The organism is Candidatus Palauibacter australiensis, assembly GCA_026705295.1.
GTDB classification, from domain to species: Bacteria; Gemmatimonadota; Gemmatimonadetes; order Palauibacterales; family Palauibacteraceae; genus Palauibacter; species Palauibacter australiensis.
The window spans coordinates 1-16330 of record JAPPBA010000025.1 but is presented as its reverse complement, the minus strand read 5'-3'; the positions used below and the strand labels follow the sequence as shown (position 1 = coordinate 16330).

The 16330-nt window shown below is 70.1% G+C and carries 16 protein-coding genes; 3 read left to right on the top strand and 13 right to left on the bottom strand.

All coding sequences use genetic code 11. The features are described 5' to 3' along the window. Positions 1 to 144: 144 nt before the first annotated feature. From OXN85_01930 to OXN85_01880, 11 genes are all read right to left on the bottom strand, one after another. On the bottom strand, positions 145 to 828 hold the full coding sequence (locus tag OXN85_01930; GenBank protein ID MCY3598718.1) for an ABC transporter ATP-binding protein: 684 nt from the start codon (positions 826 to 828) through the stop codon (positions 145 to 147). A gap of 53 nt (positions 829 to 881) precedes the next feature. After that, complete coding sequence (locus OXN85_01925; protein ID MCY3598717.1) at positions 882 to 1388, bottom strand: DUF3299 domain-containing protein; 507 nt, start codon at positions 1386 to 1388, stop codon at positions 882 to 884. 16 nt (positions 1389 to 1404) lie between these two features. Next, on the bottom strand, positions 1405 to 3051 hold the full coding sequence (locus OXN85_01920) for an amidohydrolase (protein ID MCY3598716.1): 1647 nt from the start codon (positions 3049 to 3051) through the stop codon (positions 1405 to 1407). Positions 3052 to 3215: 164 nt separating this feature from the next. After that, positions 3216 to 6428, bottom strand: coding sequence for a carbamoyl-phosphate synthase large subunit (gene carB / locus OXN85_01915; protein MCY3598715.1), 3213 nt, complete (start codon positions 6426 to 6428; stop codon positions 3216 to 3218). Positions 6429 to 6508: 80 nt separating this feature from the next. Continuing rightward, a complete protein-coding gene (locus tag OXN85_01910; protein MCY3598714.1) occupies positions 6509 to 7240 on the bottom strand; it encodes a TonB family protein in 732 nt (243 codons plus the stop codon). A 32-nt stretch (positions 7241 to 7272) separates the two neighbouring features. Continuing rightward, entirely contained in the window at positions 7273 to 7392 is a 120-nt protein-coding gene (locus OXN85_01905) for a methionine/alanine import family NSS transporter small subunit (GenBank protein ID MCY3598713.1), read from the bottom strand. Continuing rightward, positions 7389 to 7982, bottom strand: a complete 594-nt coding sequence (locus OXN85_01900) for an HDIG domain-containing protein (protein MCY3598712.1) — start codon at positions 7980 to 7982, stop codon at positions 7389 to 7391. Before OXN85_01900 ends, OXN85_01905 begins: the two co-directional genes overlap by 4 nt. Before the next feature lie 6 nt (positions 7983 to 7988). Then, entirely contained in the window at positions 7989 to 8495 is a 507-nt protein-coding gene (locus OXN85_01895) for a PH domain-containing protein (protein ID MCY3598711.1), read from the bottom strand. A 38-nt stretch (positions 8496 to 8533) separates the two neighbouring features. Then, entirely contained in the window at positions 8534 to 9757 is a 1224-nt protein-coding gene (dinB, locus tag OXN85_01890) for a DNA polymerase IV (GenBank protein ID MCY3598710.1), read from the bottom strand. Further along, positions 9744 to 10580 carry a glycerophosphodiester phosphodiesterase gene (locus OXN85_01885; GenBank protein ID MCY3598709.1) on the bottom strand — a complete coding sequence of 279 codons (837 nt, stop codon included), beginning with the start codon at positions 10578 to 10580 and terminating at the stop codon, positions 9744 to 9746. Before OXN85_01885 ends, dinB begins: the two co-directional genes overlap by 14 nt. A gap of 7 nt (positions 10581 to 10587) precedes the next feature. Then, entirely contained in the window at positions 10588 to 12003 is a 1416-nt protein-coding gene (locus OXN85_01880) for an MFS transporter (protein ID MCY3598708.1), read from the bottom strand. Between the two features lie 92 nt (positions 12004 to 12095). Between OXN85_01880 and OXN85_01875 the strand changes: the two genes are divergently transcribed. After that, positions 12096 to 13487, top strand: coding sequence for an MFS transporter (locus tag OXN85_01875; protein MCY3598707.1), 1392 nt, complete (start codon positions 12096 to 12098; stop codon positions 13485 to 13487). On the opposite strand, the gene OXN85_01870 is transcribed toward OXN85_01875, so the two are convergent. Together OXN85_01870 and OXN85_01865 are read right to left on the bottom strand one after the other, a co-directional pair. Continuing rightward, complete coding sequence (locus OXN85_01870; protein ID MCY3598706.1) at positions 13423 to 14361, bottom strand: TIM barrel protein; 939 nt, start codon at positions 14359 to 14361, stop codon at positions 13423 to 13425. The genes OXN85_01875 and OXN85_01870 overlap by 65 nt on opposite strands. Further along, positions 14354 to 15244, bottom strand: a complete 891-nt coding sequence (locus tag OXN85_01865) for a sugar phosphate isomerase/epimerase (protein ID MCY3598705.1) — start codon at positions 15242 to 15244, stop codon at positions 14354 to 14356. Before OXN85_01865 ends, OXN85_01870 begins: the two co-directional genes overlap by 8 nt. Positions 15245 to 15377: 133 nt before the next feature. Between OXN85_01865 and OXN85_01860 the strand changes: the two genes are divergently transcribed. Beyond that, on the top strand, positions 15378 to 16019 hold the full coding sequence (locus tag OXN85_01860) for a gluconate 2-dehydrogenase subunit 3 family protein (GenBank protein MCY3598704.1): 642 nt from the start codon (positions 15378 to 15380) through the stop codon (positions 16017 to 16019). Next, positions 16016 to 16330: GMC family oxidoreductase (locus OXN85_01855; protein MCY3598703.1), on the top strand; the 315-nt coding region annotated here is incomplete at its 3' end. The genes OXN85_01860 and OXN85_01855, both read left to right, overlap by 4 nt.

The window sequence follows — 16330 nt, the reverse complement described above, 5'->3', positions numbered from 1 at the left end:
TGTTGGAGAAGCTTTCGCGCATGCCCACGCGCACGTTCTCGACGCCGATCAGGAGGGCGAAGCTGAGGGCGATGGAGCTCACCGTGAGCGAGGTGCTGAAGGCTCGATTGCGGAGCGACTTCAGGGCGAGGTCGAACACCAGCATCAGAACACCGCCTTGTTGACGTCGGGGAGCGAGATGGTGCGGGAGAACATGCCCTCCAGCGTGCGGTCGTGGCTCACGAACACCAGCGTGGAGCCGGCGCGCTCGCACTCCTGGAAGAGCAGTTGGAGGAAGGCCTCCCGGCGATCGTAGTCGAGGGAGGAGGTCGGTTCGTCGGCGACGATGATCTCGGGCGACCCAATGAGCGCCCGGCAGGCGGCGACCCGCTGCTGCTGGCCCACCGAGAGTTCCGTCACCGGCTTCTTCAGCAGGTCGCCGATCTGGAGATGATCGGCCAGCAGCGCGGCGGTCTCCTTCACGCCCGCGCCGTCCAGCCGGGCCCGGCGTTTCGCGTCCATGCGCGCGGGGAGCGCGATGTTGTCGAGTACCGACAGGTAGGGGATGAGGTTGAACATCTGGAAGACGTAGCCGATGTGCTCAGCCCGGAAGGCGTCCCGCTGGGCGCCCGAGAGCGAGGCGAGGTCCTCGCCGAGCACCCTGACCTCGCCTTCCGTCGCTGCCAGGACCCCCGCCAGCACGCCGAGCAGCGTGGTCTTGCCGCTCCCGCTCGGACCGAAGAGGAACGCGCGCGCGCCTCGCTCGAGGGCCAGTTCGCCGATGTCCAGCACCCAGGGGCCGTCGCCGTAGCGGAAGCGCAGGCCCCGGAGGTCGATTGCAGGGCTCATCTATTGGCCTGTGAGGGGATTCGCTCCGTGCATGCAGGCGGCCGCATCGCGGATCAGGGGCCGTACGGATAGACCTGCTGACCGGCGAGGGTGAAGCCGACGTAGCCGTACACACTCTCGGTCAGCTCGATCTCGAGCACGCCCTCGACCCACACCGGATTCCACCCGTCCAACTTCGCCCGCTTGCCCTCATCCATCTCGATGTAGACGAGCTGGTTGGGCGGCGGAGGGGGCGTGTGGATGCAGGCGCCGACATAGGGAACGAGGAGGAACTCCGTGGCCGAGGACGCCCAGTCTTCGAGCGGCACCGTGAAGCCGGGGATCTTGACGAGCTTGCCTGCGAGCGCCGCCAGCTCCTCGCCCGGTTCGCCGGTCCGGTAGTTGAGGCTCGCCAGGAGGCGCCAGCCCACCTCGGTCGGCTCGTCGTCGGCCGCTGCGGCCGGCGTAACGTCGGCCGGAGGCTCCGTGACGGCCTCCGGAGGGCCGCCCGCGCCGGCAAGCGTCACCACGAGCAGCATGGCGGCGGCTGTCGAGAGAAGTCTGCGGCTGGCGTCGATCATCGGAAAACTCCGGCTGTCAAAGTCCTCGGTTCGCTCCCGCGCTCGCTCCCGCGTTGTCCTGCCGGTCATCCGCGGAAGCCGGCCGCGACAGCGTGGGATACTTGATTCCCAGTTGATCAAGATACGTGTCGAAGCGCGTCTCGTCATAGTAGTACGGCTCCAGGAGCGGACGGAACGTGTTCATGATCTCCCGGTTGAGGTCGATCGGAGGCGGGTCGTCCGGGCCGATGAAGGGAATGTACTCCACGCCCGCGGTCTGCTCCTCCCGGAAGTACGTCCAGGCCTCGTCGACCCGTTCCGGCTGCGCGAAGAGCTGTAGCGCGGTGCGGGCCATGACGCGCGCGCCGGCAACCGCGCCCTTGTGCGCGATCGGGGTGGCCATCGCCATGGCGCTCGACCAGTGGTGGCCCGGAAGCCCCGGCACGTTCGACGGGAAGCGCAGGGTCACCGTGGGCACGTTCCACGAGATGTCGCCGATGTCGTCGGACCCGCCGCTGCGGCGCGGCCCCGGCTCGCCCAGGGGCGAGAGTGCGATCGGCATCCCCGACGGGACACTTCCCACCGACTTCTGCACGGCGCTCGCGAAGTCGTGGTCGTTCTCGGTCCACTCCGGAAGCCCGACCTCCTCGATGTGTTCGTACATCGTTTCGGCCACGACCTTGTTGAAGTGGCGGGGCCAGGCGGCTCCGATGATCCGGTACGACATTTCGGTGTCGGTCATCAGCGCCGCGCCCTCCGCGATGCGGATGGCCGTGTCGAAGTTGCGCTTGATGTCCTCGTAGTCCATCTCGCGGATGAAGTACCAGACCGACGCGCTCGGCGGCACGACGTTCGGCTGGTCGCCGCCGTCGCTGATCACGTAGTGGGAGCGCTGGTCGGGTCGCAGGTGCTCGCGCCGGAAGTTCCAGGCCACGTTCATCAACTCGACCGCGTCGAGCGCGCTGCGGCCCCGCCAGGGCGCGCCCGCGCCGTGGGCGGCCTCGCCCTCGAAGGTGAACTCCACGGAGACGAGCCCGGTGCCGCTCCCCTGGCCCCAGCTCACCGCCAGGTTGCTGCCCACGTGCGTGAAGAGGGTGACGTCGATGTCCTCGAGATAGCCGTCCCGCACGTACCAGGCCTTGGAGCCCAACTGCTCCTCGGCGACGCCGGGCCAGAGCACGAGCGTCCCCTCGATGCCCTCGGCCTCCATGACGTCCTTCAGCGCGAGCGCCGCCACGACGTTCACCGCCTGCCCGGAGTTGTGGCCTTCGCCGTGGCCGGGCGCACCCGGAATCAGTGGGTCGTGATAGGCGACGCCGGGCTTCTGGTTGGCCTTCGGGATGCCATCGATGTCGGACCCGAAGGAGATGACCGGCGACCCGCTGCCCCAGCGCGCGAACCAGGCGGTCGGGATGCCCGAGGGCGCGTGCTCGACCGCGAAGCCGTTCTCTTCCAGGATCCCGGTGATGTAGGCCGAGGTCTCGATCTCCTGCTGCCCCAGTTCGGAGAAGGAGAAGATCTTGTCGACCATGACCTGGGCCAGCTTGGCGCGCTCGAGCACGCCCGCTTCCACGCGGGCCACGAGGGGCGCCAGTTCATCGTCGGGGAGGCCCTGCGCGGCCGCCGTGGCGGCGGGGGCGCTGAGCAGGGCGACCAGCGTCGCTGCCAGCGTGCGTTGACTCATCTTACCCATTCATTTTCCCTTTGAGGCACCCGGAAGGGACCGAAAGGCAATAACCCCGTAGGATAAGTGCGCGCGGCCCGCGTCGGAAAGTGGGACGTCGCCCGCCGGAAGCGGCGTTTCGGCGCCCGGCGAGACGTTCCCGCGGGAACGTCAGACGGAGCGGGTTATCGCGCCTGGAGGCTGTGGACGGTGTGCCGGCGGTGGCGGAGGGCGATGATCGCGTCGGCGGCCGCGGACGCTGCGGAGAGCGTCGTCGTGTAGGGCACGCGCCGGGAGACGGCGGCGCGGCGGATCATGTAGTCGTCGTACTGGGCGTGCTTGCCGAGCGGCGTGTTCAGGAGCAGTTGGACATCGCCCGAGACGATGCGGTCGAGGAGGTTCGGACGCCCCTCGTGCACCTTGAGGATGCGCTCGCACGGCACGCCGCGGCCGCGCAGATACCGGGCCGTCCCCTCCGTGGCGAAGATCGTGAAGCCCAGTTCGTGGAAGCGGCGCGCGATCGGGACCATGTTCGGCTTGTCCTGGTCGTGTACCGTGATCGCGACGGCCCCCTCCGTCGGCAGCCCCTGGTAGACGGAGATCTGGGACTTCGCGAAGGCGAGCCCGAAGCTGTCCGCGTATCCCATGACCTCGCCCGTGGACCGCATCTCCGGGCCGAGCACGGTGTCCGCGTCCGGGATCTTGTCGAAGGGGAGCACGGCTTCCTTCACGGACACCTGGTGCGGGACGAGTTCGTCCCCGAGTCCGAGGTCGGCGAGCTTCACGCCGGCCAGCACCCGCGCGGCCACGCGCGCGAGCGGGACCCCGGTCGCCTTGCTCACGAACGGCACCGTGCGGCTCGCGCGCGGATTGACCTCGAGCACGTAGACCGTCTTCTCGTGCACGGCGAACTGCACGTTGATGAGGCCCCGGACGTCCAGCGCGATCGCGAAGTCCCGCGTGAAGCGGCGCATGGCCTCCATGTCGACGTCGCGCAGGAGGTAGGGCGGCAGGACGCAGGCGGAGTCGCCGGAGTGGACGCCGGCGTCCTCGATGTGCTGCATGATGCCGCCAATGAGGACCGTCTCCCCGTCGCACACCGCGTCGACATCCGCCTCGAAAGCGTCCTCGAGGAACCGGTCCAGGAGCACGGGATGTTCGGGAGAGGCCTGCACCGCGCGCGCGAAGTACTCCCGCAGCGAGACCGGGTCGTAGACGATCTCCATGGCGCGGCCGCCGAGCACGTAGCTGGGGCGGACGAGGACGGGGTACCCGATGTCCTCCGCGATCTCCAGCGCCTCTTCGATGCTCGTCGCGGTGCCGCCGGGCGGCATCGGCACGCCGAGTTCGCGGCAGAGTTCGTCGAAGCGGCGGCGGTCCTCGGTGCGGTCGATCGACTCGACGCTCGTCCCGAGGATGGGGACGCCGAGTTGCTCGAGCTTGCGCGCGATCGTCAGCGGCGTCTGTCCCCCGAACTGGACGATGACGCCCTCCGGCTTCTCCTGCTCGACGATGGCGAGCACGTCCTCCACCGTGAGCGGCTCGAAGTAGAGCTTGTTCGAGATGTCGAAGTCGGTGGAGACGGTCTCGGGATTCGAGTTGATCATGATCGTCTCGAACCCCTCGTCGCGGAGCGCTAGCGAGGCGGAGACGCAGCAGTAGTCGAACTCGATGCCTTGTCCGATGCGGTTGGGGCCGCTGCCGAGGATGATGATCTTCCGCCGGTCCGAACGCTCGGATTCGTTCTCGTCCTCGTAGGTCGAGTAGAGGTACGGCGTGGCGGCCGGGAACTCGCCCGCGCAGGTGTCCACCGTCTTGTAGACGGGACGGTGCCCCGCGGCCTGGCGCACCTCCCGCACCTCGGCCTCCGGGATGCCGCGCAACTGTCCCATCTCCGCGTCGCCGAAGCCGATTCGCTTCAGCCGTTCGACGTCCGCGGGCGTGGCCTCCGCGGCGGCCGCGAACGCTTGGCCCTCGCGCACGAGTTCCTCGAGCTGGGAGAGGAACCAGGGGTCGATCCCGGTGATCCGGTTGATCTCGTCCACGGAGAGGCCCGCCTGGAAGGCGCGGTAAAGCTGGAAGGGGCGCTCGGGCGTCGCGGTGCGGATCGCGGCCCGTACCGTGTCCACGGCGTCGTCCTCGAGGCGGTCCGCGTCCGGGTCCTGGTCGGGCAGCCACCCCGACCGCCCGTTCTCGAGCGCGCGGAAGCCCTTCAACCACGCCTGCTGGAAGGTGCGGCCGATCGCCATCACCTCGCCCACGGCCTTCATCTGCACGCCGAGCGTGGCGTCCGCCTTTGGGAACTTCTCGAACGCGAAGCGCGGGATCTTGACGACCATGTAGTCGAGGACCGGCTCGAAGCAGGAGGGCGTCACCTGGGTGATCGCGTTCGGGATCTCGTCGAGGCGGTAGCCGACCGCGAGCTTGGCGCCGATGCGCGCGATGGGGAACCCGGTCGCCTTCGATGCGAGGGCCGAACTCCGGGACACGCGCGGGTTCATCTCGATGACGAGCATCTGGCCCGTGGTCGGGTGCACGGCGAACTGGATGTTGCAGCCGCCCGCGTCCACCCCGATCTCCCGGATGCAGGCAATGGCCGCGTCCCGCATGGCCTGGTACTCGCGGTCGGAGAGGGTGAGCGCCGGCGCGACCGTGATCGAGTCGCCCGTGTGCACGCCCATGGCGTCGAAGTTCTCGATCGAGCAGACGATGACGACGTTGTCCGCCCGGTCCCGCATCACCTCGAGTTCGAACTCCTTCCAGCCGATGATGCTGCGGTCGATGAGGACTTCTCCGATCGGCGACGAGCGGATGCCGGAGCGGACGAGGTCCTCGAACTCCTCGCGGTTGTAGGCGGTGCTGCCGCCGGTGCCGCCGAGGGTGAAGGACGGCCGGATGATGGCGGGGAATCCGGTGTCCTCGACCAGCGTGAGCGCCTCGTCGAGCGAGCGGGCGAACCCTCCCGCCGGCAGTTCGAGCCCGATGCGCTGCATGGCTTCGGCGAACTGCTCGCGGTCCTCGGCGAGCTGAATCGCCCGGACGTCGGCACCGATCAGCTCCACGCCGTGCTCGTCGAGCACGCCGCGTTCGGCGAGTTCGAGCGCGACGTTGAGCGCCGTCTGGCCGCCCATGGTGGGGATGAGCGCGTCGGGCTTCTCCGCCTCGATGACCCGCGCGACCCAGTCGGCCGTCAGCGGCTCGATGTAGGTCGCGTCGGCGATGTCCGGGTCCGTCATGATCGTGGCGGGATTCGAGTTCACGAGGATGACTCGGTATCCCTCCTCGCGGAGCGCCCGGCAGGCCTGCGTCCCGGAGTAGTCGAACTCGCAGGCCTGGCCGATCACGATCGGGCCGGAGCCTATGAGAAGAATCGAGGAGATGTCGTCGCGGCGTGGCATCGGGCGCGCAAGCTATTCGGTCAGACGGCGGATCGCAGCCCCCGGCAGCGCAGCCGCCGGAGGTGGGGAGAAGCGCGCGGCTACCGCATGAGAAGCGAGATTTCGCGCAGGACCCAGACGGGGGTGGGGCGCCCGTCGCGGAGGGCGGGGGAGAAGAGCAGCGCGCGGGCCGCGCGCACGGCCGCCGCGTCGAACGCCTGGTCGCCGGATGAGACCTGGACCGCGGTCGCCTCGACCCTTCCGTCGGTTCGTACGAGGAGCCAGATGGATGCCGCGATGTCCGGGTCGAGTCCCTCGGCGCGGATCACCGGGAGCAGGGTCGTCGCGAGCGCGGCCTCGGCATCGGTGTCCCACACGAGGCGGGGCGCCTCGTCGACGGCGACGTATGCGGGCCCCGATTCGCGGAGTTCCGCCAACTCCGCGGCGACCGCGGCCCGGGCCGTCTCGATGGCGGCCAGCGAGTCGCGGCGGGCGGCGGCGATCAGCGAGTCGCGCCGGGCCGCCTCCAGCGAGTCCCGGAGCGCGGCGGCCCGCTCCGCCGCGAGGATGGAGTCCCGGCGCGCGGCCGCGGCCCGCTCGGCCCTCGCGATCGAGTCCCGCCGTGCCGCTTCCCGCTCGGCCCTCGCGATCGAATCCTGCCGCGCGGCCTCGCGCTCGGCCCTCGCGATCGAGTCCTGCCGCGCGGCCTCCGCGATCGAATCCCGTTGCGCGGCGCTCACGGCCGCCGAGTCGCCGCCGACCGGCTCGGGCGGGCGCATCGCGCGCGGGATGGGGAGGAAGCACGACCCGGCCCCCAGCGCGGCCAGCGTCACCAGCAGGGTCCGTCCCCCGCGGCGCCTTCTCCTCAGCTCTCTCCGCCTCGCTTGGCGCCTTCCTTGCGCCAGGCGATCGACGCGAGGACGGCGAGTCCTCCCCAGACGAATCCGAGGATGAGGATCATCATGATGATCGTCGTCGTGGTCATGCTCGGGTACCTCCCGGGCCGTTCAGGCCGAGATCTTCCGCCGCAAGCTGCATGGCGGCGATGACGAAGGCGATGTGCTCGCCCATGTCTTCGCCCAGTTCAGCGCAGTTCTCCAGCATTTCGTCGCGGCTGATCGCGGCGGCGAACGCCTTGTCCTTCATCTTCTTTCTCACCGACCGGGTCTTCATGCCGGCGAGCCGCGTGGGCCGCACCAGCGCGCAGGCGGTGATGAAGCCGGTGAGTTCGTCCACGGCCCGGAGCGTCTTCGACATCCGCGTCGTCGCTTCGACCTCCGTGTAGTCCGCGTGCGCCATGATCGTCTCGAGGACGTCCTCGTCCACCCCCTTGTCGCGGAGGATGGCGACCCCGGTCGAGGGATGCTCCGAATCGGACGCGTGGTCGTGGTTGGGCCAGCGCTCGTAGTCGAAGTCGTGCAGCAGCCCCGCCACGCCCCAGCGGTCTTCGTCCTCGCCGTACTTCCTCGCGTAGGCGCGCATGGCCGCCTCCACCGCCAGCATGTGACGCCGAAGTCCCGGACTCTCGGTGTATTCGTGGACGATCGCGAGCGCTTCATCCCGTGTCGGGAGCATCCGTCGTCACTCTCCTTCGGTGGTGTTGCCGGCCGCGTTGCCGGCCGCGTCGCCATCCGCGCCGCCGGCCGTCTCGTGCAGCGCGTCCAGAAAGCGGCGGGGGTCGCTCTGGCTGACGAGGAGCGAGTACCCGTCGAGCGTCGGAATGTACACCACCCGCCGCCGGTCCGTGAGGTAGAGGAGCGCCTTCTCGCCGCCGCGGAGCCGGAACCATCCCGCCGAGTAGCCTCCGAGCGCCGTCCCCATCGTGCGCCGGCGGGGGACGAGGTCGGGTTCGCCGCGCAGGTCCACGATCCGGGCGTCGTCGAGCTCGAGCCGGTCGAGGGGGATCGTCCGGCCCCACAGGTCTCCCACCAGCTTCAGCCCCGCCGGCGACACCTCGGCGCGGCTGTTACGCGTGGACCAGGCCGCCCAGCCCAGCATGAGCGTCACGCCGATGAGGACGACGATGATGATGATGAAGAACCACAGGATGCCGCGCCCGGAGGCCGGCGGAATCGGAAATACCTGCATGGTCGTGTGCCTCGCTGTGTGCCTCGCTGTGTGTCTTGCTACGTGCCTCGCACGTTGGAATCGAGAAGGGCGGCCCGCTTCAGCGCGTCCCGGCCGAAGCGGTCCGCCACGGAGTCCATCGTCTTCGCCAGCTCGCGCCGGGCGGCGCCGTCGCCCGCGGCGGGATCCTCGTCGTCCAGCAGCCCGAGCTGCTCGCCCTCGCCGTGGTCGAAGCCGGAGAGGCTGACCCCGATGAGCCGGACGAGGCGGCGGGGATCGTCGGCCTCCCGGAACAGCTCCCGCGCGACGGGCCAGATGGCTTCCGTCATGTCCGCCGGCCGTTCGAGCGTCCGCTGCCTGGTGTGGGTCTCGAAGCCGTCCCAGCGCAGCTTCAACTGCACCGTGCGCCCCGCGATCCCCTTCTTGCGCAGCGACCGCCCGACCCCCTCGCAGAGGGCGAGCAGCGTGCGCTCCACCCGGGCGCGGTCCTCGACGTCCTGCGGGAAGGTCACCTCCTTGCCGAGCGACTTTCTCCCCGGCCGCGGGTCGACCCTCCGCACGTCGAGGCCGTTCGCGAGTTCGTGCAGACGCCGCCCCAGCTTGCGGCCCAGCGACGCCTCGAGGAACTCGGGCTTGTTGCGCGCCACGTCCCCGATCGTCCTGAAGCCGAGCCGGGCGAGCCGGGCCTGGACCTTCGGCCCCGCCCCCCAGAGCCGGGCAACGGAGAGCGGCGCCAGGAACTCGCGTTCGGTCCCCGGCGGCACGACGACGAGCGCGTCCGGCTTCCTGAGGTCGCTCGCAACCTTCGCCACGTACTTGTTCGAGGCGACGCCGACGGAGGCGGTGAGCCGCTCCTCCTCGGCGATCCGCTGCCGGATGCGGGTCGCGATCTCCGGTCCCGTTCCGAACAGCCGCCGGCTCGCCGTCACGTCGAGGAAGGCCTCGTCCAGCGAGAGCGTCTCCACCTGGTCGGTGAAGGAGCGGAAGATGTCGAAGATCCGCCCGGAGATCTCCGCGTAGAAGGCGATGCGCGGACGCACGTAGACGCCGTCGGGGCAGCGGCGCCACGCCTGCGAGATCGGCATCGCGGAGTGGATCCCGTAGCGCCGGGCCTCGTAGTTCGCCGTCGAGACGACGCCCCGGCCGCGCCCCTTGCGCGGGGCGGAGCCGATGATGACCGGCTTGCCGCGCAGCGACGGGTCCTCGCGCACCTCCACCGCGGCATAGAACGCGTCCATGTCCACGTGGAGGATCGTCCGCGGCCGCGTCTCAGGCTGCGGCATGCTCTCCCGCGCCTCCCTGCGCGTCCCTCTCGTCCAGGATCCGGCGGGCCCGCCCCGGGGCGTCGCTCACGAGGCCGTCGACGCCCCAGTCCAACAGGCGCCGCATGTCATCGGGGTGGTTCACGGTCCACACGAAGACGCCCATCCCGTCGGCGTGGGCGCGCCGCACGAAGCGCGGCGTGACGATGCGCAGCGCGCCCTGCCGTTCGGGCAGCATGGCGGCCGCGCAACCGGCGGGGGCGAAGCGGCGGCCGAGGCCGACCTTGCCGAACAGGACGTACGCGCGGAGTTCGTCCTGGTAGGCGCAGTGCCAGCGCGCGTGCCGGCTCGCGGGCTCCACTTCCCCGCGCTCGAAGCCGCCGACCAGGATCCGCTCCCGGTCCGCGCGATTCCCGCTCCGCTGCAGCCAGGCGCCCAGTTCGTGCCCTGCCGCCGCCGACTTGATCTCCGCGATCACGGGCAGGTCGCCCACCGCTTCGAGCACCTCTTCGAGGGTAGGGATGCCGACGCCCGTCTCCCGGAAGGGGAAGGTCTTCCCGTGATCCGTCGTGAAGCGGTACCCGGCGTCGAAGGCGCGCAGTTCGTCTCGGGTCAGCGCCTCGACGTCCCCCGTCCCTTCCGTGGTGCGGGGGAGGCTCGGATCGTGGATGACCATGAGGCGGCCGTCCGCGCTCCGGTGCAGGTCGAGTTCCACCGCGTCGGCCCCCACGCGCACCGCGTGCTCGAAGGAAGGGAGCGTGTTCTCCGGCGCGAACGCCGCCGCCCCGCGGTGGCCGATGACCCGCAGCGGCGACCCGGGACCGAACAGATCGTCGGGCAGCACCGGCGGCTCAGGAATCCACGCGCCGTGCCTGGGCCCGTCCGAGGCCGATGGAGAGGACGATCCACATCCCTGCCAGCGGCGCCGTGGACATCGCCACCCAGGCCAGCGTGAGGCCGAGCATCGCGAACAGGCTGTCGATCCCGGCGCCCGCGAGGTCGCCGCCACGGTACAGGAAGACGTCGACGATCGGCTTCCCCTTGTACTTCTCCGCGGGCGGCACGACCGAGAACAGCGTTTCCCGCGAGGGCCGCGAAATCGCGTACCGCGTCGCGCGGTGGACGGCCTGGAAGATCATCATCACCCCGTAGATCGGCCACACGGCGAGCACGACGAACCCGAGCACGGTGACGAGCGGCAGGATGGCCAGCGTCCACCCGACGCCCAGCTTCCGGATCAGGTGGGTCGTGACGAAGATCTGCGTGAGCAGGGTTCCGAACTGCGCCAGCGAGTCGAAGTCGGCGAAGCTCCCGACCCGCTGGCTGAACGTGTCCGTGGCCTCGAGGATGACGTTCGCCTGGGTGAAGTAGATCAGGGTGTTCGAGATCGCCATGAACACGACCCAGAGGCCGACGCCGAGCAGGTAAGGCGAGGTGAACACGGCGCGCAGCCCTTCCAGCGCCCCGCCACCGATGCGCGTGCCGCCCTCGCCTCGCCGCCGGGGTCCGGACTCCGCCGCGCCGCCGTCCGCCGCTGTCGGTCCGCCGTCCGAGGCCGCTCCGAGCCGGGACAGGTCCGACGCCCCGGCCCTCCGGTCGAGGATCAGCATGACGGCGATCGCGAGCGCGAAGCAGCCGGCCCCGATCAGCATGAGGCCGGCGGGCAGGTAGGGACTCTCGGTGAGTCCGCTGACGAAGCTCGCGCCGCGCCCCCCGATGAGCGCCCCGAGGGTGCCCCCGATCCCGATGAAGGGGAACATCCTCTTCCCTTGGTCGACGTCGAACACGTCGACCATGAAGGCCCAGAATACGCTGGTCGAGAAGAGGTTGATGACGCTCAGCCACACGTAGAAGGTGTAGCCCACGCCGCGCGCGAGGCCGGTCTCCGCGTCGGTGCCGATGAGGCCGCCGCCCGCCCGCACATCCTGGATCAGAAGCGTCGCGAAGCCGATCAGGCAGGCGATGACGAACAGGTACGCGATCGGGATGAAGCGCCGCCGGTTCGTCCGCGCGACGACGCCCCCGAAGACGAGGACCGCGAACAGGGAGGCCACCGAAGTCAAGGCGAAGAGCCAGCGCAGGTCGTCCATCCCGCGGGCCACGCCCATCGCCTCGCGCACGGGACGGAGGAAGAAGTAGCCGCAGAGGACGAGGAAGAAGAAGAGCGCGGACAACACCGCGAGGCTGAATTCGCCCCGCCGCATGTTGAGGATCCGCCGGGCGGCGCCGACGACAAGTTGCAGGAAGCTGGCCACGTTCGCTCTCACCGTTAGGTTCCGTGATCCTCTGAAGAGAATCCCTTTTTCCATCGACCGGCAAGCAGAGCCACGATGAAGCGCCACCCCGGAGCCTCCCCCGGATGACCCCGCCCCCGGAGAGCGAGCCGCGCACGTTCGCCGCACGGCTGACGGGCGCCCGACCGGAAGAGGCCGGGCTCGTGCTCCTGTCGGCCCTCTACTTCTTCTTCATCCTGTCGGCGTACTACGTGATCCGGCCCATCCGCGAGGAGATGGCGGTCGCGGGCGGGGTCGAGAACATCCCCTGGCTGTTCACCGGCACCCTGGCGGCGATGCTCCTCGTGCACCCGATCTTCGCCGCGGTCGTGTCACGGTGGACCCGCCGGCGGTTCGTGACGCTCACGTACCGCTTCTTCATGCTGAACCTGCTCGTCTACTTCGTGCTGCTGAGGGTCGTGACCGACGGCCCCGCCGCGGTGTGGATCGGCCGGACCTTCTTCGTCTGGATCAGCGTCTTCAACCTGTTCGTGGTCTCCGTCTTCTGGTCGTTCATGACGGACATCTTCCGCGAGCGCCAGAGCCGCCGCCTGTTCGGCCTCATTGGCGTCGGCGGCACCGTGGGGGGGATCGTGGGGTCCGCGATCACGGCCTTCCTCGTCGGGTTCCTGTCGCCCGCGACGCTCCTCCTGTTCTCGGTGCTGCTGCTCGAGGGCGCGGTCGCCTGCCTCAAGGCGCTCGATTCGCGCTGCGCGGCCTCCCCGGTCGCGGCCGAGGGTTCGGGGGCCGGGGGTTCGGCGGATAAGGGTTCGGCGGATAAGGGTTCGGTGGGCGAGGTGATCGGGGGGTCGGCGCTGGAGGGGATCCGGCGGGTGCTGGCGTCGCCCTACCTGCTCGGGATCGGGGCCTTCATGCTGCTGTTCACGATCGGTTCGACCTTCCTCTACAACATCCAGGCGGACATCGTCTCGCGTACCTTCGCGACGGGCGCGGAGCGGACCTCGGTCTTCGCGCGCATCGACCTTTCGGTGAACATCCTCACGCTCTGCACCCAGCTCTTCCTGACGGGCCGCATCCTGAAGTGGCTCGGCGTGCGCCTGGCCCTCGGGATCCTGCCCGTGCTCAGCGTCCTCGGCTTCCTGGCGCTGGGAGCGGCGCCGGTGTTCGCGGTGTTCGTCGTGTTCCAGGTGCTGCGGAGGGCGGGGAACTTCGCGCTCGCGGTGCCGACGAGGGAGGTGCTCTACACCGTCCTTCCGCGCCGGGACAAGTACAAGGCGAAGAACTTCAACGACCTCTTCGTCTACCGGGCGGGCGACCAGATCGGGGTGTGGTCCTTCGCCGGACTGCGCGCGCTGGGGCTGGGGAGCTCCGCGCTCGCGCTGACCATGGTCCCGCTTGCCGGGCTGTGGCTGCTGATCGCGCTGTGGCTGGGAAGGAAACAGGCGGTCCTGGCTAGAGGGCGCACAGCTCCACGGCTTCGCGCAGCGAGTGCAGGGGGTCGCCGCTCCGGGGGATGAACTCGTGGGCCATGAAGCCCTCGAAGCCCGCGTCCGCGATCGCCTGAACGATCGGGGGATAGTTCAGTTCCTGCGTGTCGTCGATCTCGGCCCGCCCGGGGACGCCGCCGGTGTGGTAGTGGCCGATCCAGGGGCTCGCATCCGTGAGCGTGCGGATGATGTCGCCCTCCATGATCTGCATGTGATAGATGTCGTAGAGGATCTTCACGCGGGGTGAGTCGACGGCCCGGATGATCTCGAGCGCGTAGTCCATGCGGTCGCCGATGTAGTCGACGTGTCCGCCGGATTTCGAGTTGAGGACCTCGACGAGGATCGTGACACCCTCGGACTCGGCGATGGGAGCGCACGCCTCGAGGCAGGCGATGGAGTTCTCGATCCCGACGCCGTCCTCCATCCCGCGGCGGTTGCCGAAGAAGCAGATGACGTTGGGGACCGCGACGCGCGCGGCGTGCGGGATGTGGCGCTCGAAGGCCCCGATGATGCCGGCGTGGTTCTTCGCCTCGTTGAGGCCGTCCTCGATCGTCCCGGCCGCCACGTCGCCGCACGAGACCGTGAGACCGTGGTCGTGGGCGACCGGCCATTCCTCGACCGTGAGCAGGTCCATCGCGGTGAGACCGATGTCGGCCACGCCCCGGCAGAAGGGGACGAGGGGAATCTCCTCGAAGCACCAGCGCGCCACGGACTGCGTGATGGCGTTGGCGGACCGGCGGGCGCCCGGTGCACCGCGACCCGACGCTCGGGCCCCGCCGGCGAGCGCCGCCGCGGAGTTCGCCCTGCCGCCGACAAGCAGACCGAGCGAGGCGGCGCCGGTCGCGCGCAGGGCGTCCCGGCGGCTGACCGGTTTCCGGTCCCGGGGCGGGGCCGGATCAGCCATCGAGCGCGTCGAGGTGCTCGTAGCTCGCGCGCACCGACCCCATCGGATCGCCCGGCTGGTCGTGCTCGACGAAGTAGTGGATGAGCCCCGCCTCGTCCGAGCGCTCGAAGATCGCCGCGAAGTCGATGACGCCCGCGCCCACGTCCGCCATCTCGCCATCCTCCGTGCGGTCCTTCACGTGGCAGAGTTCGAAGCGACCGGGATACCGGCTGAAGTAGTCGAACGGATCGGCGCCCGCGTGCACGAGCCAGTAGAAGTCGACCTCGTAGGTGACGAGTTCGGGGTCCGTGTTCTCGATCATGACGTCGAAGAGACGAACGCCGTCCACCTCCTCGAGTTCGAAGTCGTGGTTGTGGTAGCCGAAGACGAGCCCGGCCTCGCGGCAGCGCGCCCCGAGCGCGTTGAACTCGTCCGCGAGCCGGCGGTATCCATCGACGAGGGCCGATCCCGTGGCGCCGTCGTTGCCCGGCCGCTCGGAACCCCCGAGGTAGGGGACGACGAGGTACTGGTGTCCGATCTCGGCCGCCGCGTCGGCGGCCTCATCCAAGCTCGACCGGAGTTCTTCGAGCGACAGGTGAGCCGCGGGGGCGGTGAGGCCTTCCGCTTCGAGCGCGGTCCGGATCTCGGCCGGGGAGCGGCCGAAGTAGCCGGCGAACTCCACCTCGCCGTAGCCGATGCGGGCGACGGACGCCAGCGTCCGCTCGACATCGCGCGCCATCAGCGAGCGCACCGTGTAGAGTTGGAGCCCCCAGGCCTCGGGGAGCGTCCGGGCATCGGGGAGGGTCCGGGCCAGAGTCCGGGCCGCGGCGGGCGCCGCACGTCCGGCGCCGGCGAGGAGCAGGCCGGCGCCGAGCGAGTTCTGCACGAATCTTCGTCTGTCCATGCGCGCAATATGTCGCGCGCCCCGGCCGCCGTCGAACCGCGGGGCTTTTGCCGCGGGCCGCCGGGCCTATTATGCGGGGCGCGGCGGCGCCTCCGCCGTCCGCGCGCGTCGATGCCGGCCGGGAGGACCGACTGTGAGACGGCGCAGGGCTCTCGAGATCATCGGTGTGGCAGCGGGCGCACCGCTGCTGGCGCCGGGGAGCGCAGTGGCCGAGGCCCTGGCGCTCGGCCAGCGCATCCGGTCGGTGGCCGGCCCGGTCGGCGGCGCGCCGCCCGCGACGCTCACGCCCGCGCAGGCGCGGACGGTGACGGCGCTCGCCGAGGTCATCATCCCCCCGACGGACACGCCCGGCGCGAGCGAGGCGGGCGTTACCGCATTCGTCGATGCCCTCCTGACCGGTTGGCTGGACGCGTCGGACCGCGACCGTTTCCTCGCCGGCCTGGACGCCGTGGACCCCATCGCCCGGGCAGCCCACGGCGCCGACTTCGCCGACTGCACGGAGGCTCAGCAGACCGACCTCGTGGCGCGGCTGGACGAGGACCTCGACCGCCGCCGCCGCGATCCCGGGATCGACGAGAGGCAGACCTTCTTCTACGACATGAAGCGCTTCACGCTCGCCGGCTACTTCACCTCGCGCCCCGGCCTGCGCTCGCTGGGATACCGGATCATCCCCGGCGCCTTCGAGGGGTGCGTCATCCTCGACCAGTACGGCGCCGGCGAGGGCCGCCCCGGCGGACAGCGCAGCCAGCAAAGCCGTTCCGGAGGGCAGCAGTGAGTGGCCGGGCCGCCCCGGCGGTTCCCCGCCGGCAGGAGGTGTGGGACGCGATCGTCGTCGGCTCGGGGATCACCGGCGGCTGGGCCGCGAAGGAACTCACCGAACTCGGCCTCCGCACGCTCGTGCTCGAGGCGGGGCCCATGATCATCCCGGAGCGGGACTACACCGAGCACGTGCCGCCGTACCGCATGCCGTACCGCGGCTGGAACGACCGCAAGGCGCTCGCCGCCGAGCAGCCCGTGCAGCGCGAGTGCTATGCCTGCGACGAGATGGGCCGGCAGTTCTTCGTCAACGACATCGAGAACCCCTAC